Genomic DNA, 23497 nt, shown 5'->3' with positions numbered 1-23497 from the left:
AGCTTATTGAAACTAATTTGCAATTACTGAGCAATCCAGATTTAGAAGATTTCGCAGCTTGTGTCAAGATAAATTTGTCAGATCTATGATCCGGCCTGGTCTAAAAAGCCCACTCTGAGGATCTTTGATGATTCTATTGAGTCAAGTGCTCAACGCACTTTGCAGAAAAAGCTGCTACAAAAATGAGTCAGGCTTGACAAGTATTTTCAATGCTATTAGCCTGCTTTAGAAGAAGTATTCTCAACTAGCTTCGGGGAATGCAATCTTCCCTTGGGAGAAGCGCTAGGGCGTCGTGAAAAGTCAGAAGAATCGCTATCAGAGGGAATCGAAGGCGGAGATGATCATGCAATCCTGGACGCGGCGTCATTTTCTGTTGGCGGCTGGGGCGGCGGCGGTGGCGACTGCGTGCGGTCGCCGCCCCGACTCTCAGGCCGTCGCGCCAACTCCCACGGGTCCGGCCCAGCGTGTGGTGGCCCTGGAGTGGGTCTATGCAGAGGACTTGCTGGCGCTGGGGATGCAGCCGGTGGGGGTGGCAGACATCCAGGACTATCGCAGCTATGTGAATGTGTCGCCGGAGCTGGGACCTGAGGTGGTGGATGTGGGCACGCGCCAAGAGCCCAACCTGGAGACCATTGCTCGCCTGAAGCCAGACCTGATCTTGGGGGTGGCTTTTCGCCATCGCGCCATTGCCTCGACCCTGGAGGCGATCGCCCCGACCCAGATTTTTGATCCCTACGCGGCCAATGGCCCCGATCCCCTGACGGAGATGCAGCAGACCCTGGGGGCGATCGCCGCTGCCGTGGGCAAGCAGGCCGAAGGCGAAGCGGTGGTGCAGCGGCTACAAACTGCGTTGACCCAGGGATCGGCTACCCTCCGGGAGGCTGGCGCGATGGAGCGTCCTTTTCTGCTGGCCCAGGTACTGTCGGCGACGCCGCCCTTTCGCCTCTTCAATGACCGAGCCCTCGCGACCCAGACCCTGATTGCCCTGGGCCTCACCAATGCTTGGCAGGGCGCTGTCGATCCCTACGGCTACAACAGCCTGGGCCTCGAAGAGCTCACCACGGCCAACCAAAACGCCAACTTTCTCTACATTGCTGCTGCTGACGCCAATTTCGAGCAGATCCAGCGCAACCCGCTATGGCAAAAGCTGGACTTTGTGGCGCAAGAGCGCACCTATTCTTTGGGAGAAGATACCTGGTTTTTTGGGGGGCCGCTGTCGACGGAGCGACTGATCCAGCGGACTGTGGCGGCTCTGGGCGCGGCAGCCTGAGGCGCGAACGGGCGATCGCCGCTTTTGCGCGGTAGCGGACCGTTTCTTAAGGAAAGATAAATCTCTAGCGCTTGGTGAGATCTTTGAGCAGAGATCTCCTAATATTCTTTGTATTCTTTCAACGTGACGGATCTCACCCGTCATCAATTTTACAAAGTTGAGATCTCTCTCGGGAGATCTATTGTGTGCTGGCTAGCAATCCAGTCTCTCACGGCGATCGCTGCTAGTTCTTTGGCTTTGGCCCTTGTTTGGTGCCCTGGTTTGCCCTAAAACCGGCGTACCTGCTTGTTTCTCATGGCATTGTTTTCAGCTTCTTTTGTTTCGACAAGATACGTTGATGGCGGGTGGCTGATGCCGAAGAGTGACAAATTTTGCCGGTTTCTCCTTGGAGAGATTCGGCAAACTGTCCATGGTGCAAGATATTTTTCGAGCATCCTAGCTCTGCATTCGACTGCATTGACTCTATAGAGTCACGCCTGACGACAGCCTGGCAAATTGGCCAACGACCTAACTGATAGGCGTTTATAGGAGAATCCATGGCAAAAGCGACTTTGACGAAACGGTGTATTGCAGAATTTTTTGGCACATTCTGGCTGGTGCTCGGGGGCTGCGGCAGCGCGGTGCTCGCGGCCGGTTTCCCCTACGGCAATGAGGCTAACCCCCTGGGAATCGGTCTGGTGGGGGTCTCCCTTGCTTTTGGTCTGACGGTGCTGACGATGGCCTATGCGGTGGGCCATATCTCCGGCGGACATTTTAATCCGGCGGTTTCTTTTGGGTTATTTGCGGCGAAGCGCTTTCCGGGGGCGGATCTGTTGCCCTATATCGCGTCCCAGGTGGTGGGGGCGATCGCCGCTTCGGGTATTTTGTATTTGATCGCCAGCAGCCAGCCAGAATTTACCTTGGCTGGTTCCAATCCCTTCGCGACAAACGGCTTTGGCGAGCACTCTCCGGCGGGCTATTCCCTGCTGGGGGCGATCGTCACTGAGTTTGTGATGACATTCTTTTTCCTGTTGATCATCATTGGCTCGACGGATCGGCTGGCGGCGAGTGGGTTTGCGCCCCTTGCCATTGGCTTTGCGCTCACGCTGATTCACCTGATCAGCATCCCGGTCACCAATACCTCGGTGAATCCGGCGCGCAGCACGGGTCCGGCTCTCTTTGCGGGGGTGGAGCTGATCGGTCAGCTTTGGGTCTTTTGGGTGTTCCCGATTTTGGGGGCGATCGCGGCGGGGTGGCTCTACTACACGCTGTTTGAGGCTCCCACAACGCCAGAAGTGGCTGAGGAGATGGCCCCCAATCCCTGATGTCTGGAGTATGGGGATTGAAACCCTGACTCTTAATGAATGTCTGAGTAGATCTCTAATAGTGTCTGAGAGGGGGATAGTCTGTGTACTATCCTTCTTTTTTCTTCTTTTTGTGATTTTCTGCGCGGGTGTCTTTGCCATCTTCGTGACCCAATGCTTGCTGTCGTGCTGGCGCTAGGGGTGGCTCTGGGGGCGGTGCTGGCGCTGCTAGGGCCACAGGGCTGGAGAATGGGCTGCGGTTTTGTATCAAACTTTGTTACTAAATTGGTTGTGGGGCTCTGAACCAAGGCACGATGAGAGTACAGCAGCCTTCGCTACGAGCATTCTAGAGGTTGCGGCTTATCCCTTCACCCTCACCTTGACCTAAGATTGCTGGCTGCTCTCACTGCGATCGACTTTTTGGAGGCTACATCATGCCGATCTCGACCCATACAATCTACGCCAATCTGAGAAATATTGATCAAGTGGATAGTGCGACTGGAGCGCTCTATCGAGAGCTGGCCCAGGAGGTTTTGGCTGATGGGAGTGTGAGTTTGGGACGACGTCTGGCGATCGCCACTCAGCTCTACCAGGCCAACCGAATGCTGGGCCTCAGCAGCGCAGGGGGTGAGGATAGCTACTAGGGCGTGAATCCCTTTCTATTATTGTTAATCTGGCTCTATGCCCAAACATATCACCCGGAGATTTCTCTGGGTGATATGACGCGATCGCCCCTAAAAGTTAAATCAAAACTATCTTTTTTCAAAACCATGTTTTCGATCCTGACTGAGGCAAGGTCCGATTTGGCAAGGCTAATTCTGTACTTTATGAAAGTATAGAACTACAAACTTATATAGTTCTCTGTTACCTATTAATGAATCTTTGAATCACCAGTAGGATCTAGCTTTAAATTGCTTCTCTCTCACTCTTCGCAGAGAGACTGCGCCTTCTCCGGTGCAATCGGAATGGGAATTGTGAAATAGAAAGTGCTGCCCTCGCCGAGGGTGCTTTCGGCCCAGATGCGGCCGCCGTGCTGCGTCACGATGCTGCGAGAGATCGCTAGGCCCAGGCCCGTACCGCCCCGGCGACGAGAATCCGAGACATCTACCTGCTGAAAGCGGCCAAAGATACTTTCTAGCTTGTCCGCCGGGATGCCGCGCCCCCGATCGCTGACAAAAAAGCGGGCGTATTCCAGACCGTCTTGGCTTGAGGGTTCTACGCCGAGCCGGATCGTGCTGTCTGCGGGCGAGAACTTGATCGCATTGCTCAGGAGATTGGTCAGGATCTGGATAACGCGATCGGGAGCGGCCCAGATCTGCATCGAGACCGTTTCTGGCTGGAGAGAGATCCCGGCTTTGTCGGCGATCGCCTGGATCGCCTCGATCGCCTGCATGATCAGCCCTGCCGCGTCGCACCACTCCCGCTCCAAAACGACCGTCGAACACTCCAGCCGCTCCAAATCGAGAATGTCATTCACTAGGCGCACGAGGCGCTTTGTCTCCGCAGAGGCGATCTCCAGCATGCGCTGAGCCTTGTCGGGCTTGTGATCGAGAACGCCCGAGACTAGCAAGCTGATCGAGCCGTGAATAGCGGTTAGGGGCGTGCGCAGCTCGTGGCTTACCACTGAGATAAATTCACTTTTCATCTTCTCGATCGCCCTTCGCTCGGTGATGTCCTGGAGCTGAGCAACAAAATAGAGCGGCTGCCCCGCGCGATCGCGCACCAGAGAGACGCTCAGCAAGACCCAAACGATATGTCCCAGCTTGTGAAAATAGCGCTTTTCGACCTCTACGGCGTCTATCTTTCCCGACAGCAAATCGTGCATATTTTGCAGACTCATTTCCAAGTCTTCGGGGTAGGTCAGCGCCGCAAAAGTCGTCATCAGCAGCTCCGCATCGGAGTAGCCCAAGATCGTCTGCACCTTGCTGTTGACCTTCACCCAAAAGCCGTCTAGATCCACAATGGCCATCCCCACCGCCGCATCATCAAAGGCGCTGCGAAACCGGCTCTCGCTCTGCCGGAGAGCTTCTTCGATGCGCTGGCGCTCCAGCAGCTCCTGCTCTAGGCGATGGTTGGTGATCGTGAGGGCTGCGGTTCGCTCCTGCACCCGCAGTTCCAGATTGCTTTTGGCCAGACGAAGGGCCTCTTCGGCCTGCTCGCGGGCGCGGCGGGTCCGCAGCATCTCCACCCCGTAGGTGATGTCCCCTGCCAGCTCCTCTAGGAGCTGGATCTCCGATGGACTAAAGGGTTTGTCGGGAGGGTGAGAGATCTGCAAACAGCCGCGATCGCCCTCAAAAGACAGCGGCAGCGCGATCGCAGCGGTCTGCTCCCCGGATGTGTGAGAGGCTGTCCCCCGGGTGCTCTGGCCGGTGGGCAGAGTGGGATTGTCGGGCAGCGCCGTCTCCACCCCGGCGTGGGCGATCGCCCGCCAAAAAGGCGCTTCGGCAATCGCTAGCGCGATCGAAACTGAGGGATAGCCGCCCACCGTGGCGATCGCCTGACAGATCTGCTGAAGAAACTCCCCTTCCCGCTCCGCCCGCACCAGCAGCTGATTGCAGGCGCTCAGCGCCTTGAGCGCCCGGTTGACCTGCTGGAGCTCCTGCTCCGCTCTCTGCCGCGCCAAGATTTGGCGATCGAGCAGCCCATAGGTCACCCAAAAAATCACCCAGTTCAGGCCAAACCCGCCTAGCAAGATCCAGTTCATTCGGTCTGCGAGAACCTCAGAGCGGGCCATCACCTGCCGCAGCTGCCGCTGCTCATGGTCGGCCATCTCGTCAATCGTCTGACGAATGCGATCGTGAACCTGTTTGCCCTCCCGCAAGAAGTCGGCCTGAACCGCTTGGTTGGCTCCCGTCTTGTAAACCGCAATAGAGACTTCCAGCAGATCAAGCCGCTCGCGCAGGAGGGCCTTGAGCTGGGTAAAGCGAGTTTGCTGGAGGCGATCGCCCCTGAGGTGCTCGGCCAGCCCTTCTAGAGAGGCAGTGAGGGACTGCTGGGCAGCAGTATAGGGCTCCAAAAAACTGGTCTCGCCGCTCAGCAGATATCCCCGCCCCCCGGTTTCTGCATCCGTGACCAAGGTCAGCACCGTCTGGAGCTCAGCCAGCGTTTCTTGGGTTTGCGTTTCCTCGTGCAAGACCTGGAGCAACTGCCGAGTGCTGTAGTGGGCGCCGAGCACAACGGCCGTCAGCGTCAGCAGGTTCACCCATAGCAAACCCCATCGCCGTTGCGTCACGCTCCTTTCCAGAAAAGGCCGAATCCCCTGTCCTTCTGGCATGAGTTCGCAGCCCCAAATTGTACCTTGACGATAACCTAGGGGCGTTTTCTTTGCGCAATCTTTCTACTTTTCCCCAAAGGAGCGGCGAAAGCATTCACTCTTTTGAGGCCCTAAAAGCTTTAAAAAAGTAAAGTCGGTGCGCCAACTCGCAAAAAGTGCGCAAACCCCTTCCCAGCAGTGAATAAATGCCGGTCCCAAAAGGATCTCCCGTGAGACAATCGAAGGGCGATCGCGCGGAGAGCGCCCATGGTTAACAATCTGAGAATTGGCAGCAAAATTGGCCTCAGTTTTGCTTTCGGGATCACTATCTTTGCCCTCATTGGCATCTCTGCCTATCGCGATGCAATGCGCAGCATCGAAACCGATCGCCAGCAAAAGCGAGCCTACGAATTTCTCACCAAGCTAGAAGAGCTCCTCTCGACTCTCAAGGACGCCGAAACCGGCCAGCGCGGCTACATCCTGACTGGCGAGGAGCGCTATCTCCAGCCCTACAAGGCGGCTCTGGGCAGCATTGATGAGCATCTACAAGAGATGCAGAAGCTCACCGAGGGTCACATGATCCAGCAGGAACGTCTCGAGCGCCTAGAGCCGCTGATCGAGGAGCGTCTCAGCATCTTGGAGGCAGCGCTGAATCTGCGGCGTCAGTCAGGACTCAATGCGGCGATCGCCTTTATCCGTGAAGATCGCGGACGCCAGACCATGACCGAAGTGCGCGCCCTGGCAGAAACCATGCGCACTACCGAAACCGAAGCCTTGCAAGATCGCCTCGAAGCCGCCGAGGCCGCCAACCGCCAAACTATCAACACGATCACCTACGGCGTGCCCACCTCCCTGGCGCTGCTGGGTATCGTTGGCCTCGTCTTGGCGCGCAATATCTCTGACCCGCTGCGCCGCATCTCCAGCGCCGCCGATCGCCTGCGAGAAGGCGACCTGTCGGTGTCTGTCTCAGAGGGCGATCGCCAGGACGAAATCGGCATCCTCTCGCGCACCTTCAATCAAATGGTGGTCTCCCTGCGCGAGAGCGCCAATCGCAATGAAGCCCAGACCTGGCTCAAGTCCAACCTGGCAAACTTTACCCAGCTCCTCCAGGGAGAGCGCGATCTCGAACGCGTGGCCCGCTTGGTTATGTCTCGCCTAGCGCCCCTTGTCGAGGCCCAGCACGGCGTTTTCTATCTGCTGGACTCGAGCCAAGACGCCCCCACCCTCAAGCTCCTGAGCAGCTACGCCTACCAAGAGCGCAAGCACCTCGGCAGCGAATTCCGCCTGGGTGAGGGCCTCGTCGGCCAGTGCGCCCTCGAGCGCCAGCCGATCTTGCTCAGCGAGGTCCCCAGCGACTATATCCGCATCAACTCCGGCCTGGGGGAAGCGCCGCCGCTGAATATCTTGGTGCTGCCGATCTTGTTTGAGCAAGAGCTGCTGGGGGTGATCGAGCTGGCGTCTTTTCAGCGCTTCAATGAGCTCTATCTTTCGTTCCTGAGCGAAGTCAGCGATTCCATTGGCGTCGTGCTAACGGCGATCGCCGCCGATATGCGCACCCAGGTGCTGCTGCGCCAGGCCCAAATCCTCACCGAAGAACTGCAAACCCAGCAAGAAGAGCTCCAAGAGCGCAACGAAGAATTGCAGCAGCAGGCCGAAGCCCTGAAAGCTTCCGAAGAGCTCCTCACCCAGCAGCAAGAAGAGCTGCAGCAGTCCAACGAAGAGCTGCAGCAGCTCAACGAAGAGCTCGAAGAAAAAGCCGAACTGCTAGAGGTGCAAAAGCGCGAAGTCGAGCAAAAAAATATCGAGCTCGAGGTGACCAAGCTCGATCTCGAGCGCAAGGCCGAGCAGCTCGCCCTGACCTCCAAATACAAGTCGGAGTTCTTGGCCAATATGTCCCACGAGCTGCGCACCCCCCTCAACAGCCTGCTGATCCTCTCGCGCATGCTGGCCGACAACGGCGACGGCAACTTGACCCCCAAACAGATCGAGTACAGCCGGACCATTCACGCCGCAGGCACCGACCTGCTCAGCTTGATCAACGACATTTTGGATCTGGCCAAGATCGAGTCGGGCACCATGTCCGTCGAAATTGACCTCATGCGCTTTGACGATCTGCGAAACGAGACCACGCGGATCTTTCAGCAAATCGCTATCGACAAAGGGCTCGACTTCCGCATCGAGATGGCAGAAGACCTGCCCGACACGATCCAGACCGACTCCAAGCGTCTCCAGCAGGTGCTGAAAAATCTTTTGGCCAATGCCTTCAAGTTCACAGAACAGGGCAGCGTCACCCTGCGGATCGCGACGGCCCGCGACGGCTGGAGCACCGATCACCCCACCCTGTCCCAGGCTGAATGCGTGGTCGCCTTTAGCGTCATCGACACCGGCATTGGCATTGACCCCGCCAAGCAGGGCGTGATTTTCGAGGCGTTCCAGCAGGCGGACGGCACGACCAGCCGCAAGTACGGCGGCACGGGCCTGGGCCTGTCCATCAGCCGGGAGATCAGCCAGCTGCTGGGGGGCCAGATTGTCCTGAGCAGCGCCGTGGGCCAGGGCAGCACCTTCACCCTCTACCTGCCCCAAATCTACGGGACCATCGTGCCGTCGGCGATTCCGCCCGGCAATTTGCTGATGGCGGTGCCGCCCGAGGCCAGATTCCCCCAGCCCTCTCCCTCGGCGGAGAGCTCCCCAGAGACGCTGGCCCTCCGCGAGACGCTGCCGCCGGAGTCGGTGCCCTTTTCGGCCAACCTCTTGCAGGACGATCGCGATAGCCTCTCGTCGGGCGATCGCGTGCTGCTGATCCTCGAAGATGACCCCAGCTTTGCGGAGGTGCTGCGAGACAGCGCGCGGCAGCAGGGCTTCAAGGTGCTGGTGGCGCTCCGAGGGGAGGTGGGACTGGCCATGGCCCAAGAGTTCAAGCCCGACGCCATCTCCCTGGATCTGGACCTGCCCCAAACCGACGGCTGGACGGTGCTCGATCGCCTCAAGCGCGACGCCAACACCCGCCACATCCCGGTCTATGTCCTGTCGGCCCTAGACGCCCGCCAGCGAGCCCTCCAGCAGGGCGCCCTGCGCTACACCCAGAAGCCCGTCGGCCCCGACGACTTGGCCCGCGTCCTCCAAAACATCCGCCAGTTCCTGGAGCGATCGACCCGCAACCTGCTAGTGGTCGAGGACAACGATCTCCAGCGCCAGAGCATCCTAGAGCTGGTGGGGGGCGGCGACATTCGCACCACGGCGGTCAGCACCGGGGCTGAGGCCCTTGGCGCTCTGCGGGGGGACCAGTTCGACTGTCTGGTGTTGGATCTGGGCCTGCCGGATATGAATGGCTTCGAGCTGATCGAGCAAATTCAGGCGACCCTGGCCCAGCGGGGGCTGCCGCCCCTGCCGACCATCGTCTACACCGGCAAAGATCTCACGCGCGCGGAGGAAACCCGCCTCAAGCGCATGACCGACAGCATCATTCTCAAAGATGTGCGATCGCCCGAGCGCCTGCTCGAAGAGACTTCCCTCTTTTTGCACCGCGATCAGGCCAACTTGCCTCGGCCCCAGCGCCAGATCCTAGAGCGCCTGCGGGAAGTAGATCCCGTCCTCGTCGGCAAAAAGGCGCTGATTGTCGATGACGATGTGCGCAATATCTTTGCTCTGACCAGCCTGCTGGAGGAGTATCAAATGGAGGTGCTCTTCGCGGAGAATGGCCGCGATGCGGTGGAGCTGGTGAAGTCGAACCCCGATCTCGACATTGTCCTGATGGACGTGATGATGCCAGAGATGGACGGCTACGAGACGACCCGCTGCATTCGCCAGCAGCCCCAGTTTCGTCACCTGCCCATCATCGCCCTCACCGCTAAGGCCATGCAGGGCGATCGCCAAAAATGCATCGAGGCTGGTGCCTCTGACTACATTGCCAAACCCGTCGATACGGAGCAGCTTATTTCTCTCCTGCGAGTTTGGCTCTATCGTTAGAGAGACTGCTCCTGCTAAAGAAAGCGCTACACTACAGGTCAACCTTTGATCTGTCGGTTGGTTTCTCCAGCGCGATCCCAGGGCTGTTGTCCTGATTTATCCTTGTTGCGCCATCCTTCTAGATCAAAGTCATAGTGGAATGAGTGTGCCGAAGTCACGACCCGACCTAGAAGACATTGAAGTATCTCTTCTGATAGAAGGTCTCTACCGCTACTGCGGTTTCGACTTCCGCAACTACGCGGTCAGTTCCCTCAAGCGTCGCATCTGGAACCTCGTCCAGGCCGAAAAGCTAAGCACCATCTCCGGCCTGCAAGAGAAACTGTTCCATGATCCGGCCTGTCTAGAGCGATTTTTGCTCGGCGTCTCGGTGAACGTCACGGCGATGTTCCGCGATCCCAGTTTCTATCTGGCTTTTCGTCGCCATGTTATTCCCATTCTTCGTACCTACCCGTTCGTTCGCATTTGGCATGCTGGCTGCTCCAGCGGAGAAGAGGTCTATTCCCTTGCCATCCTCCTAGAGGAGGAAGGGCTCTACTCCCGTTGTCAGATCTACGCGACCGATATGAATGAAGTGGTTTTGCAAAAGGCTGCGGCGGGGATCTTTCCGCTGCGCCTGATGCAGGAGTATACCCAAAACTATATTCGAGCGGGAGGAAAGCGTTCTTTTTCGGAGTACTACACTGCGAACTCGGATTCAGCGATCTTCCGGGCCTCTTTGCGAGAAAAGGTCATCTTTTCGCCGCACAATCTGGTCACGGATGGCTCTTTCAATGAGTTCAATGTCATCTTGTGTCGCAATGTGCTGATTTATTTCAACCAGACGCTGCAAGATCAGGTGCACCGGCTGCTCCACGACAGTCTGGCGCACTTTGGAATTTTGGGTCTTGGCCATCGCGAGTCGCTGAAGACGAAGGCGATCGAGTCTCGCTATAGCCAGCTGGTCAAGGGTGAGAAGCTGTATCGGAGGATCGACTAATGTCGATCCAGCTGATCGTGATGGGGACGTCCTGGGGCGGGCTAAACGCGCTGGAGACCCTGCTGCCGGATCTGCCGCCGACCTTTGCGGTGCCGATCGCGGTGGTGCAGCATCGCCACCGCCACTCTGAAGACCTGGGCAATTTTTTGCAGCGCTTTAGTCCGTTGCCGGTGCTGGAGGTGGAGGACAAGACGGCGCTGGCGCCGGGACAGGTGTATCTGGCGCCGGCGGACTATCACCTGCTGGTGGAGTCGCCCCGGCTAGGCGAGAAAGCGTGTTTTTCGCTGTCAACGGAGGCGCCGGTGCAGCACGCCCGCCCTTCCATCGATGTGCTGTTTGAGTCGGCGGCGGACGCCTATGGCGAGGCGGTGGTGGGGGTGGTGCTGACGGGGGCAAGCCGCGACGGGGCGCAGGGATTACAGCGAATTAAGGCGAAGGGGGGGTGGACCATTGTGCAGGATCCGGGAACGGCAGAAAGTGCAACGATGCCGACGGCGGCGATCGCGACGACAGAGGTGGACTATGTGTTGTCTCTAGCGGAAATTGTTCCTTGCTTGATGAAGTTGTGTCAGCCTTTGCTGAGGTAAGCCCATGCAGCCAGATGTCTTGCCCTGTGAGCCGCAGGTTCACCAGGAGAAGGTGAATATTTTGCTGGTGGATGACCACCCAGAAAATCTCTTGACCCTGGAAGCGATCTTGGCGGATCTGGGGGAGAACTTGGTGAAGGCCCACTCGGGCCAGGAGGCGCTGCGCTGTCTGCTAGAGCAAGATTTTGCGGTGATCTTGCTGGATGTGCAGATGCCGGAGCTAGACGGTTTTGAGACGGCGACGCTGATTCGCAAGCGGCCGCGATCGCGCCAGACGCCGATTATTTTTGTCACGGCCTTTAGCACTAGCAATAATCTGGTCTTCAAGGGCTACTCCCTGGGAGCGGTGGACTATCTGCTCAAGCCTCTGGAGCCGGCGATCTTGCGCTCTAAGGTGAATGTGTTTGTCGATCTCTACCGCAAAACGGCGGCCCTGGAGCGTCAGGCTCGGCAGCTTGAGATGACTCAGCGCGAGCTCCAGGTGGCCAATAGCCAGCTCAACCATCTCAATGCGGACCTCGAGCAGCGAGTGCTCCAGCGGACGGCGCAGCTGGAGGCGACCAATCGCAGCCTGGAAAGCGAGATTCGCGATCGCAAGCAGGCGGAACTGGCGCTCCAGGAGAGCGAAAAGCGGCTGCGGCTGGCGACGATGGCGGCGAATCTGGGCATGTGGTTTTGGGATCTGGCGACGGGGGAAATTGTCTTCACGCCGCGAGGCCTGGATCTGTTTGGGGTTCAGGGCCAGACCTCTATGACCTATCCGGAGTTTGTGGCGAAGCTGCACCCAGGCGATCGCGATCGCATTCAGGGGGTGGTGGCTGAGGTGCTCCGGTCGCGCCAGGAGTACAACGAAGAGTACCGGGTGCTGGAGCCCGATGGCCAGATTCGCTGGATTGCGGCTCGCGGACGGGGCCTCTACAACGCTGAAGGGCAGGCAGTCCAGATGATGGGGGTGGTCCTGGACATTACGAAACGCAAGGCCACGGAGGCGGCGCTGCGCCAGAGCGATGAGCGCTTTCGCCAGTTTGCGGACAATATCCAAGATGTGTTCTGGATTTTTGAGCTGGCGGAGGACCAGAAGCGGCTGCTCTACGTCAGTCCGGCCTATGAGCAGATCTGGGGGCGATCGCTGTCAGCGCTCTATGACGATTACCACGAGTGGCTAGACGCCATTCACCCAGACGATCGCGATCGCGTGATGCTTTTCTTGTGCGAAAACATGGTGCGAGACGAGTTCTCGGTGGAGTATCGGGTGATCCGACCCGACGGCTCGATCCGCTGGGTGCGCGATCGCGGCTTTCCGGTGCGCGACGCCCAAAGTGGTGAAGTGGTGCGCGTGACGGGCATTACCGAGGACATCACCGATCGCAAACAGAGCGAAGCCGAGCGCGAGCAGCTCCTGGCCAGCGAGCAGGCGGCCCGGGCTGAAGCGGAGGCGGCCAGCCGAATCAAGGATGAATTTCTGGCGATCTTGTCCCACGAGCTGCGATCGCCCCTCAACCCGATCTTGGGCTGGGCCAAGCTGCTGCGATCGCGCAAACTAGACGAGGCCACCACCCACCGAGCCCTGGAAACCATCGAGCGCAACGTCAAGCTCCAGGCCCAGCTGATCGAAGATCTCCTCGATGTCTCCCGCATTCTGCGCGGGAAACTGGTGCTCAACCAGACCCACGTCACCCTGCCATCGACCATCGAAGCCGCCATCGAGACGGTCCAGCTCAGCGCCGACGCCAAGTCCATCTCCATCGTCAGCGACCTAGATACGACCCTGGGGCCTGTGCTGGGCGATCCCAATCGGCTACAGCAGGTGATCTGGAATCTGCTGTCTAATGCGGTGAAGTTCTCGCCGGACGGCAGCACGGTCACCATTCGCCTCCGGCGGGTCGATGAAGACCCAGTACCGCCGGATCAGGCCGTGATTGGCATGTGGCCCACCCAGTCCATGGGCGATCGCCTTCCCTACGCCAAGATCGAGGTTATCGATACGGGCCGCGGCATCAAACCTGACTTTTTGCCCTACGTGTTCGAGCGCTTCCGACAGGCCGACAGCACCACCACCCGGGTATTTGGGGGGTTGGGCCTAGGGCTGGCCATCGTCCGCTACCTGATCGAGATGCACGGCGGGGCCGTCTGGGTCGAGAGCCAAGGCGAGGGCCACGGGGCGACCTTCACCGTGCTGCTGCCGCTGCTGTCTGCCACCAGCGAGGCGGCATTGGAGCCGCCAGACGCCTCGCTGGTGCTTGATCTGAGCGGGATTCGGGTGCTGCTGGTGGATGACGAAGAGGATACGCGGGAGGTCGTGGCCTGCACCCTGACGCAGTATGGTGCCCAGGTGACGATCGCCCAATCGGCCCGAGAGGTACTGACGATCTTGGATCGAGACCCCCCTCCCCATATCCTGCTGAGCGACATTGGCATGCCGGAGATGGACGGTTACACGCTGCTGCGATCGCTGCGATCGCGCACCGACGACCTTGCCCAGCTACCGGCGATCGCCCTCACCGCCTACGCCTCCGAAGCCGATACCCAGCGCACCCGAGACGTCGGATTCCAGCAGCACATCGCCAAACCCGTCGAACCCCTCTCGGTCATCCGCGCCATTCTTCAGCTCGTCCAGTCCACCTAGCCCAGCCCAAGAATTCCTAAGCAGAGCGACGAATCTGGATTGGCTCTTCGCGCTGCTGGAGCTGGTGCATGTGCTGAAAAAGCTGCCAGCAGTACTGCTCCGGCAGTCCGCAAGTCACGGCGCCGCGCATCACCACATTGAAGTACCAGTCATTGGGGGCGAGTTCGCGCGCGAGCTTGTTGACGACGACGTAGGTGCGCACGCTGCTGAACTGGCGTCCTCGGCACTGGACGCTGACCGTCTCGTGGCGATAGCCGCCCCGGGGGACTTCTTCGCGCTCATCGAGGCGATCGCTCAAGCGCCAGGGCAGTTTGTAGAGAACCCCCTGGACCGACGAGCGGGCATCTTTCACCACATCCAGGACGCCGCAGTCCCGAAAAGGAGAGCGGCGATAGAAGCCGAGGCGATAGCCGTGAAGACTGGCAGGCCCCAGGACGTAGGCGTGGGTCGATTCACCGAGCGATCGCTTCAGATCCACTGGACACATGCAAGAGCCGTAGGCGAAGTAATAAAAGCTGGGTTCAGCAGCTTGGCTCTCGGGGACCCATACACGAGTGGGCTGTCCAGGGTGAACGCTCATAACGCCATAACCAATGCTATGTATATGAGTCAATATCCTATCAGACATACTCTAAAAATCAATCCTATTCCGACCGACTTACTGTAGAATAAACTTTTCTTATATAAGGCAAAAATTCAAACTGACTTCCCTAAGCCTGACTTGGCATGGCAAAACCGCTGATCTGAAGTCGCTGCTGAGGTAAAAGACGCTCGACTTTCTCTCGGGTTTGAAATCTGGGAGGTCTGTATTTTGAATGTCTTTATTCAAGATTCTGAATAAAGTCTGTGTATTTAATAAGCCCATTTAGTGACCGATTGATAACAAAGGGCGATCGCAATTTTGCTGTAATTCTCTGCTGGAGGTTCGGGAGAGATATCTCCGTTGATTGACGTCGGCACTGGGCAGCTTACCTAGGATGAGGTGAGTAGTGCCGACATTCCACGGAGGAAAAAATAGAATGGCTCCGACGAACGGCAATCGATCCATTCACATTGCATTTTTGATTGAGCAAGGGTTTGAAGATTCAGAATTTCAGATTCCTTATCTGGCCCTGAGAGAGACTGGAGCCCGAGTGACCGTCGTGGGCTCCCGCATGAATAGCGAGTATCACGGCAAGCAGGGCAAAGTCACCGTCAAGCCCGAGGCCACCGCGACGGAGGTGCGATCGGAGGATTTTGATCTGATTGTGATTCCGGGGGGGCATGCGCCGGACGTGATGCGCACCAACCCCAACATGGTGCGGCTGATCATGGACGCCATGGGCCAAGAAAAGCTGATTGCGGCGGTCTGCCACGGGCCGCAGCTCCTGATCGAGGCGGACCAGCTGCGCGGGCGACGGGCGACAGGGTTCCGCGCCATTCGCAAGGATATGCAGAATGCGGGGGCCACCTACATCGACGAGGCGGTGGTGGTGGATGGCAACCTAATTACGTCGCGTCAGCCGGGCGATCTGCCGATGTTCACGACGGTGATCCTCAGCCAGCTGGGCCTGTCCCTAAAGGATACGCACCTGCCTGATTTGGGCGATCGCCAGTTTGCCTGGTGGAAGCTGGGCGAAAACTGGGGCGGATCCAGTCGCGGCGACATCATCCGAGCCCTAGAGACGGCCATCATTGGCGAACGCTATACCCTGTCTGAGTTTCGTCAATACGCTGAGCGGGCTCGCGATCCAGAGCTGACCCTGGTGCTACAAGAAGTCTGCGTCACCAAGGAGCGGAACTTGCATCGTTTGGAGTCTCGTCTGGCGGACTTTGGGGAGCGGGTGACCTGGCAGTCCACGGCCAGCGAGGCCTACGCGACGCTGCAAAACTGGCTCCAGGCCAATGACAATGACCAGATGAGTATTGTTCGGCGAGCGCTTGGAGATTTGCAGACGGGAGTGGTAGATGCCTTTCAGATCAGCATCAGCCTCACCGACCCGATCACGGCGGAGATCTTTGACGAGGTAGAGATGAATCTGGCGCTCCACGAAGAGCGCTTGGGTGACTACTACCGCGCTCGTCAGGGAGCCAATGTCCAGCCGCCCACGCCAACGACAATGGCGGGTGTGAGCTAGTTCTGGAGCGATCGCGCGGCTGGTGGGGCGATCGCCCCACCAGCCCACCAAACCGCTATACTCAGCGAGTGATGAACTATTGCGGGTAGCTTGGTTGCTATGGAAGTACGGATTGATGAGGCTCTATCTCGAGAAGTGGCGCAAAAGGTCAAAAGCAAGTCTCGAAAGCCCTTTGACAACGCCTATCGAGCAGCCTTGGCGGTGAAGGGAGCAACCTACGTCCAAGGATTTTTGGTGGCGGGCGGTGGCCGCTGCAAGCTGGTCGAGCATAGCTGGATCGAGGTGGGCGATCGCGCGGCTGATGCCCCGGATGTCCCCGAAGCTCCAGAGGCTCCCGATACTCCTGGCGTCGTCATTGTCGATCCCAACCTGCCCTACCTCAACGCCAGCACCGAAAATCTCTACTATTTCCCGGCCCATCGCCTCACCCCCAAGCAGCTCAAAGCCGCCGTCGAAGAAGCCAAAGAAGACTATCCAGACGATGATCCGCTGCCCATCTATGGAGAGATGCCCTATGAGTATTACGGAGATGTGATGCTTGGCGGCCAGGACTATCTCGTGTCCTACCAGGCAGCAGAGGCAAAATATGCTGAGCTCACCCAAGCCCGCGCCGCTCAAAACTAGGGCTCTAGGAGCGTTCTAGAGATGCGCAAAGTCCCTCCGCAGGCGATCGCTCATAGGGTCGGCGGTGGGACTTTCAGGGGAAACTGTACCCGAAATACAACCCATCCTCCTTTATTCTCCACAGCGATCGCTCCCTGGAGATACTCCGCCAATCGTTTGGTCAGCGCTAAGCCCAGCCCTGTACCGCGATGCTTCCAGGGATTGTTGTTGGGGATGCGGTAGAAGGGATCAAAAATCTTCGAAAGCTGAGCATCTGGAATCTCCACACCAGAGTTGCGCACGACGATCTCCACCCAAGGCACTGCACCCTGGGCCTGGGTCATCGCGCAGGATTCTGGCGCTGGGGGAGCCGGTAGAAGATGCGCCATCACCTGAATCGATTCATGGGCCGGCGTATATTTGCAGGCATTGTTTAGCAGCTCAGCGACGATGCGCGTGAGGCTGGCTATGTCTGATGTGCAGAGCGGTAGATCCTCGTCAATGCTGATCTCGAGGGTTTGGTGGTGGGAGCGAGCACGCTCCTGAAAACCCTCTAGCAGCTGGGGGAGCCACTCCTGAAAAGAGATCTCTGCGAGCTCGAGTACATAGGACTCTGCCTCTAGCGATCGCATATCGAGGAGATCATTCACCAGACTCAATTCCTGATCGCACTGATCTCGGAGAATAGACAGATAGCGGCTCACCGTTTCTGCTTTGGTGTTTGCGATGGTAGGGATATTTTCTTGATTATTTAAAACGGTTTCCAGCATACAAATTGCTAATTTGATATTCGAGAGGGGAGTCCGCAGTTCGTGGGACGTTGTTGCTAAAAAATCATCTTTAAGTTGGTTGAGGCGCTGTAGCTCGATGAGCTGTTTTTCCATCTGAAGCGTGCGCTCATTGGCAAGATTTCGCTCCTCGATTAGGCGCCGCTGGGTATCATCTCGAAAGACCAAAACCGCGCCGGTAATGCGTCCGCTGTTATCTCTGAGTGGGGCCGCGCTGTCAGAGGCGGGAATCGTGCGGCCATTTTTCAGGACCAATAGTGCTCCCGTGCTGAGATAAACGGTGTTCTCGTGAGCGATCGCCTCCAGCAAAGGATTGTCGATGGGCGATCGCGTTTTTTCATCTAGGAAAGTAGCGACGCTGCCAATGTCTTGATCTTTTGCCTCCTCCGAACTCCACCCTGTCAGCCCCTCGGCAACTCGATTGAGATATTTGACCCGGCACTGGGCGTCCACCACGATCACCCCATCTCCCATGCCGCGCAGAACAGTGCCCAAAAACTGCTCTCGCTCATAGCGGTTGAGGGCGGTTTGGATGGCGACGTAGAGCTCTTTCTCGCGAATGGGTTTGAGAATGTAGCCGAAGGGCGAGGTGAGCGTAGCCCGCTCGACGGTGCTTTTGTCGGAGTGCCCCGTGATATAGATGATGGGGATTTGCAGCAAATTCCAGATCTGCTCGGCCGCCTCAATGCCGTCGCGATCGCCGCGCAGGCGGATATCCATCAAGATCAAGTTAGGCTGTAGCTCGACGGCCTTCTCGATCGCTGACTCCGCCGAATCTGCGATATCCAAGACGGTATATCCCAAGGACTCCAGCCCCTCCTGGAGATTGACCGCCAGAATATATTCATCCTCAACAATCAAAATACGGACGAGACTTAACGCATTGGTAGGAGAGAGGGTGTCGGCATCCATCACAGTGAGTTTTGGGTAAAGGAAATGATAAATGTCGTGCCAGTTTGGTTGTGGATCTCTAGCTGGCCGCCAATCTGTCGAACAAGCCCCTGAATCAAAGCCATTCCCAAGGTTTTGGTTCTCCGGATATCCAAATCGACCGGCAGCCCAATACCGTCATCTCGGACCATGAGCGTGAACTTGCGCTGACTGTGTGAAGTTTCAGCCGCAGGCTGCTGGGAAAAGTGGATCTGGATTTGCCCTGCTTGATTATTGGGAAAGGCGTGCTTGAGGGCATTAGAAACGAGCTCATTGATCACCAGGCCGCAGGGAATGGCGGTTTCGATATCGAGGCTGACGTTTTCGACGTGGATGGTGAGAGCGATCTGGCGAGAGCTGATGTCATAGGAGTCAAAGAGATACACCACCAAATCCCGGACATATTGTGAGAAGTCGATATTGGCCAGATCGTCCGACCGGTAGAGCTTTTCGTGCACTAGCGCGATCGAAGCAATGCGGTTTTGGCTATCTCGCAGAATGATATTGGCCTGGGGATTTTGATTGCGGCGGACCTGCATCTGCAAAAGACCGCTGACAATCCCAAGGTTATTTTTGACGCGGTGATGGATTTCTTTGAGCAGCACCTCTTTTTCGCGCAGAGAGGCCTCTATTTGCTCCTCGGCTTTGCGGTGCTCGGCCTCCGCGAGTTTGCGCTGGGTGATGTCCTCCACGATGTAAGAAAATCGCGGTGAATCCGGCTCTTGGACCGTGATGGGAGAGACGCTGGCCGCCAGCCATCTCTGCTCGCTGTCAAAGCTGTGGCAGTACTCAAACTGGACGGGAGACTGCTGAGCTGCGGCTTGCTGACAGGCCCTGATCCACGCCTGAGTTACCTTTTGCGGAATCCCCAAGGCGCGATCGCGCTGATTTTTCATCGCTTCGGGAGTGGTCTTGAGAAAGCGCGCCGCTGCTACATTGTCGGAGATATGCAAAATCGTCTTTCCGCACAGCTCGATAATGCCCATCAACATAGCGCCACTGTTGAAGAAGCTGCGCAGGGTAGACTCGCTCTGGTGTAGCTCAGCGTTGCTTTGGCGTAGGGCGGCGGTGCGCTCTAGAACGCGAATTTCTAACTCTTCTTTGGCTCTGCGAAGCTCCTCGGCTGCTTTTTGGCGCTCTCGCTCAATAATCTTGCGCTCGGTGATCTCTTCGCATACCGTGCTGATGCCAATGACTGTTTCGCCATTTTTGAGAGGGGAAAAGTGTTCCAGCCACGTGCGCTCTACCCCTGGCTGGGAGGAGGTTTCACCACTAATCTCAACATTAAATAGTGGAACGCCTGTCTGTAATAAGGGCTCCAAGAGACCTTCGAGGGTATCTGCCAGATCAGGCAGGACTTCCCGGAGGGTTCGGCCGAGATGGGCTTCCATGGGTCGTCCATTCATTTCGGCAAACTGGCGATTGATCCGCACAAAGCGGAGATTGGCGTCTAGAACATTGAGTCCTACAGGGGCAGATTGATAGATCGCTTCGATTTCTGCGAGCTGCTGCTGGAGCTGGATTTGATTGTCGTGGAGGGTGGCCTCGGCCTGCTTGCGATCGCTGATATCTCGGAAAAAGATATTGAGTCCCCCCCGGAAGGGACAGGCATGGATTTCTAGCCACACTGCGTAGTGGGGCGGATCGTAGTAATGGTGCTCGAAATGGATGGGAACCTGATCGGCCACGGCACGGCGGTACTGGATCTCGATCTCGCTGCCCACGGAGGCGGGCCAGACCTCCCAATGGGTTTTGCCGAGGGTCTGGCTGCGGGGAATGTCGTTGTTGATGTGCTCGGCGGCCCGGTTTTGGTAGGTGACTCGCCAGTCGGCGTCCAGGGACACAAAGGCATCGTGCATGTTTTCGAGGATCTGCGTCATCCGTTCGGCGATCGCCTCTGCCTCGTGACGCGCCTCTTCTGCCGATCGCCGCAGCATCTGCTCTGCCCGGGCGGTTTCTCGTCGCACCTGGGCCATCTTCAGGTTGGCTTCGACCCGGGCCAGCATTTCACGAGTCGAAAAAGGCTTGGTCAGATAGTCATCGGCGCCCGCTTCGAGACCTTCAACGCGGGACTCTTCCCCGGCGCGGGCCGAGAGGAGAATAATCGGGATCTCGCGAGTTTGGGGACTGGCGCGCAGCTCTCGCAAGAGCCCGAAGCCATCGAGGCGGGGCATCATGACGTCTGTCAGAACCAGGTCAGGGCAGCTCTGGCGCACCATTTCCAGAGCGGCGATGCCGTCTTGGGCGGTTCTGATGCTGTAGCGCTGCTCCAGGAGATGCCTGAGGTAGTCCCGCATGTCGCTGTTGTCGTCCACCACCAGGATGGAGGCGGGGGCGATCGCCGGGGCGGCCCGCACCAAAAATGGGCCGAATTGCTGGGGCATGTCGCTGCTGTCCCAGGTTGGCGGGCTAGGGGTGTCGTTGGGGAGCCAGCGGGCCGCTTCCTCCAGGTAGGGTATGGCTCCGAGAGCCGTGGTGGCCAGGGTTCGCGTTGAGCCGATCCGGTTGGCCGGCAAGTGCGCTGAGCCGGTGGGGAGGGAGATCTGGAAGCAGGTGCCGCGACCGGGGCTGCTGGTGACGGCGATCGCCCCACCGTGGAGCTTGACCAGTTCCTGAACCAGAGACAGCCCAATGCCCGATCCCTCGAAGCTGCGGCCCTGAGACCCTTTGATGCGGTGAAAACGCTCGAAGAGACGGGGCAGCTCATCCTTGGGAATCCCAATACCCGTATCTGCGATCGTGAGCTCGACTCGATCTTTGAGGTCGCGCACGCCCACGGTAATCGACCCCGTCAGCGTGAATTTGAAGGCATTGGAGAGCAGATTGAAAACAATCTTTTCCCACATTTCGCGATCGAGATAGATCGTCTTGGCCAGGGGCGGACAGTCGACGATCAGGTCCAGACCCGCCCGCTCGATCAGCGATCGAAACGTACTGGCGAGCTCGGCAGTCAGGGTGCCAACGTCGGTCGGCTCATACACCGCCTCGATCCGCCCTGCCTCGATGCGCGAAAAATCCAGCAGGGTGTTGACCAGCTTGAGCAGACGGAGAGCGTTGCGGTGGATCGTGTGAATGCGATCGCGCTGCGCCGGTGCCAGAGGGGCGTCGGTATCTGCCAGGGCGTCTTCGGCGGGGGCCAGCAGGAGGGTCAGCGGCGTGCGAAACTCGTGGGAAACATTGCTAAAAAACAGCGTCTTTGCGCGATCGATTTCGGCGAGAGACTCAGCCCGCTGGCGCTCCACCTCGTAGGCCCGAGCATCGGCGATCGCAGAGGCAATTTGGCTGGCCACCAGCTCCAAAAACCCCTGATAGTCATCATCTAGCGCCCGCCGCGGACTAATCCCCGCCACCAACAGCCCCGTCGGTCGCGCCTGCCCGTGGGACGCCACCGGCACAATGAGCGCCGTGTGGGGCGACTCATCCCAGGGCCCGCCGCTGAGCGCCCCAAAGCGCTCGATCACCTGCTCCACGCGCACCGCCTGATTGGTCTCGATCGCCTCATGCAAAGGCCAAATGTGGGGCTGAAGGTCTCTATTTCCGGATAGATCCCCGGATAGATCAAGGGTGGTCGGGCTGGCGGGCGTGCCCGCCTCCAGCCCCGCTACTCCCACAAGGTGGGCAGACTCTCCACTTTCATCCAGCAAATAGAGCAGCGCAAAAGGGAGATCGGCCGGATTATTGGCCAGAGTCGTAACGGCAATTTTGCAAGCAACGTCAACGTCTTTGGCTTCGCCCGCTTGGGCAGCCAAGTCGCGCAGAGTGCGCAGCCGCCGCTCTCCTAGCACTTGCTTGGTGGTCTCGATACAGGCACAAAAGATGCCGCCGACTCCCCCCGTTTCATCCCGCACCGGGCTGTAGGAAAAGGTGAAATAGGTCTCTTCGAGATAGCCGTAGCGATCCATCAGCAGCAAAAAATCTTCTGCCCAGCTGGGCTCTCCGGCCGTCATCACGCGCTCGGCCATACCGCCGACCGCATCCCAAATCTCGCTCCAGCAATCTTTGCCGGACTGTCCCAAAAATTGGGGATGTTTGCTAGCGCCAAGGACTGGCCGGTAGGCGTCATTGTAGAGATTTGCGTAGTGCTTGCCCCACCAGACAAACATGGGATAGCCCGAATTCAGAATGATGCTGAGAGTGGTCCGCAGACTCTGGGGCCAGTGCTCCACCGGACCTAGCGGGGTTTTGGTCCAGTCGTGAGCGCGCATGAGGGCCGCCATTTCGCCATTTCCCGAAAACAGGCTGTCTAGCGTGTTGCATTGATTGCCCGCTTGCACAATGGTCACCTCTCGCGACGTTGGTAGTCCTTTGGCGATCGCCGATTTCCCTCGCGACCTCGCTTGAGCAATATCTCAGGAGAAAATCGGTGCCCCAAAATTAAAGACTCCCGGTTAGTAGATCGCAGCCTGTTTTAGACAGTCAAAAGCGAATATTCGAGGGTGAAGAGAGCATCAAAACGCAAAATTTTGGGTCTAAGGGTTTCAAGGCAAACAGGAAAATCTACCCTACCTTCGCTCATGTTTTAGTATGACGGAAGCCAAGGCTTTTTTCCTGAGTGAATGCCTCAGAGAATTGTTTTATCTTCGGGAGCAAATAGATTATTTTATCTTTCTCAACAATCGACCGGGCCTGTTTTTGTCACGTCACAAATAGGGTGATGCTTTGGAGATGAACAGGGCGATCGCCCTCAAGATCTCTCTGCATTACGCTTGAGTAAGTTTAGATTGAATAGAGATAAAGATAAACAAGCAATCTATAAAATTATTTGAAATTTTTAATAAATTTAAAAATCAAAGAAAGCCAAAAAATGAACTCCGAGCTTCGTGAAATTTGCGATCAATCAAGACATCAATCAAGACGACAGAGATTTGTATATTTTTCGTGCAGCTAAATTGATCTCTGACTCAGGCGATCGCCTCACGGGCGCACAAAACAATCGCTAAAAGCAATGTCTCTAAGCAAACGTTTGATGATTGCCAGATATCTGGCCAAACTGCTCCAGAAAGACAAGTGAGAAATTTGCCGCACTGGCGATCGCCTGAAGAAACCGGGCGATCGCTCCAATCTCGCGACTAAGACACTTCAAAATAAAGCGCGAAAA

The 23497-nt window shown here is 57.6% G+C and carries 13 protein-coding genes; 9 read left to right on the top strand and 4 right to left on the bottom strand.

Annotated elements, in window-relative coordinates; translation table 11 throughout:
• Positions 1 to 343 precede the first annotated feature (343 nt).
• From GEI7407_RS10185 to GEI7407_RS10175, 3 genes are all read left to right on the top strand, one after another.
• The gene (locus GEI7407_RS10185) at positions 344 to 1270 is read left to right on the top strand and encodes an ABC transporter substrate-binding protein (RefSeq protein WP_015172071.1); all 927 of its coding nucleotides are present in this window, start codon (positions 344 to 346) and stop codon (positions 1268 to 1270) included.
• Between the two features lie 536 nt (positions 1271 to 1806).
• Entirely contained in the window at positions 1807 to 2574 is a 768-nt protein-coding gene (aqpZ, locus tag GEI7407_RS10180; RefSeq protein ID WP_015172070.1) for an aquaporin Z, read from the top strand.
• Between the two features lie 413 nt (positions 2575 to 2987).
• On the top strand, positions 2988 to 3197 hold the full coding sequence (locus GEI7407_RS10175; protein WP_015172069.1) for a hypothetical protein: 210 nt from the start codon (positions 2988 to 2990) through the stop codon (positions 3195 to 3197).
• 278 nt (positions 3198 to 3475) lie between these two features.
• Here GEI7407_RS10175 and GEI7407_RS19525 read toward each other — a convergent pair whose 3' ends face one another.
• Positions 3476 to 5785 carry an ATP-binding protein gene (locus tag GEI7407_RS19525; RefSeq protein WP_190274125.1) on the bottom strand — a complete coding sequence of 770 codons (2310 nt, stop codon included), beginning with the start codon at positions 5783 to 5785 and terminating at the stop codon, positions 3476 to 3478.
• A gap of 288 nt (positions 5786 to 6073) precedes the next feature.
• Between GEI7407_RS19525 and GEI7407_RS10165 the strand changes: the two genes are divergently transcribed.
• From GEI7407_RS10165 to GEI7407_RS21630, 4 genes are all read left to right on the top strand, one after another.
• Positions 6074 to 9772 (top strand): response regulator, encoded by a 3699-nt coding sequence (locus GEI7407_RS10165; RefSeq protein ID WP_015172067.1) that lies wholly within the window; start codon positions 6074 to 6076, stop codon positions 9770 to 9772.
• A 139-nt stretch (positions 9773 to 9911) separates the two neighbouring features.
• On the top strand, positions 9912 to 10748 hold the full coding sequence (locus tag GEI7407_RS10160; RefSeq protein WP_015172066.1) for a protein-glutamate O-methyltransferase CheR: 837 nt from the start codon (positions 9912 to 9914) through the stop codon (positions 10746 to 10748).
• On the top strand, positions 10748 to 11335 hold the full coding sequence (locus GEI7407_RS10155) for a chemotaxis protein CheB (protein ID WP_015172065.1): 588 nt from the start codon (positions 10748 to 10750) through the stop codon (positions 11333 to 11335). The genes GEI7407_RS10160 and GEI7407_RS10155 overlap by 1 nt, the downstream gene beginning before the upstream one ends.
• A gap of 4 nt (positions 11336 to 11339) precedes the next feature.
• Positions 11340 to 13961, top strand: a complete 2622-nt coding sequence (locus GEI7407_RS21630) for a response regulator (protein ID WP_015172064.1) — start codon at positions 11340 to 11342, stop codon at positions 13959 to 13961.
• 16 nt (positions 13962 to 13977) lie between these two features.
• On the opposite strand, the gene GEI7407_RS10145 is transcribed toward GEI7407_RS21630, so the two are convergent.
• Positions 13978 to 14541 carry a gamma-glutamylcyclotransferase gene (locus GEI7407_RS10145; protein ID WP_015172063.1) on the bottom strand — a complete coding sequence of 188 codons (564 nt, stop codon included), beginning with the start codon at positions 14539 to 14541 and terminating at the stop codon, positions 13978 to 13980.
• Positions 14542 to 14980: 439 nt separating this feature from the next.
• On the opposite strand from GEI7407_RS10145, the gene GEI7407_RS10140 reads away from it, so the two are divergent.
• Positions 14981 to 16078, top strand: coding sequence for a DJ-1/PfpI/YhbO family deglycase/protease (locus GEI7407_RS10140; protein ID WP_015172062.1), 1098 nt, complete (start codon positions 14981 to 14983; stop codon positions 16076 to 16078).
• A 99-nt stretch (positions 16079 to 16177) separates the two neighbouring features.
• Positions 16178 to 16702, top strand: coding sequence for a hypothetical protein (locus tag GEI7407_RS10135; RefSeq protein WP_015172061.1), 525 nt, complete (start codon positions 16178 to 16180; stop codon positions 16700 to 16702).
• Positions 16703 to 16752: 50 nt separating this feature from the next.
• Here the strand turns inward: GEI7407_RS10135 and GEI7407_RS10130 are convergent, their stop codons facing one another.
• Both GEI7407_RS10130 and GEI7407_RS19520 read right to left on the bottom strand, forming a co-directional pair.
• The gene (locus GEI7407_RS10130) at positions 16753 to 18381 is read right to left on the bottom strand and encodes a response regulator (RefSeq protein ID WP_015172060.1); all 1629 of its coding nucleotides are present in this window, start codon (positions 18379 to 18381) and stop codon (positions 16753 to 16755) included.
• A complete protein-coding gene (locus tag GEI7407_RS19520) occupies positions 18381 to 22682 on the bottom strand; it encodes a PAS domain-containing protein (protein ID WP_051030738.1) in 4302 nt (1433 codons plus the stop codon). Before GEI7407_RS19520 ends, GEI7407_RS10130 begins: the two co-directional genes overlap by 1 nt.
• Positions 22683 to 23497 lie beyond the last annotated feature (815 nt).

This window comes from Geitlerinema sp. PCC 7407 (assembly GCF_000317045.1).
Lineage (GTDB): Bacteria > Cyanobacteriota > Cyanobacteriia > PCC-7407 > PCC-7407 > PCC-7407.
This window is presented reverse-complemented; position numbering and strand designations above follow the sequence as displayed.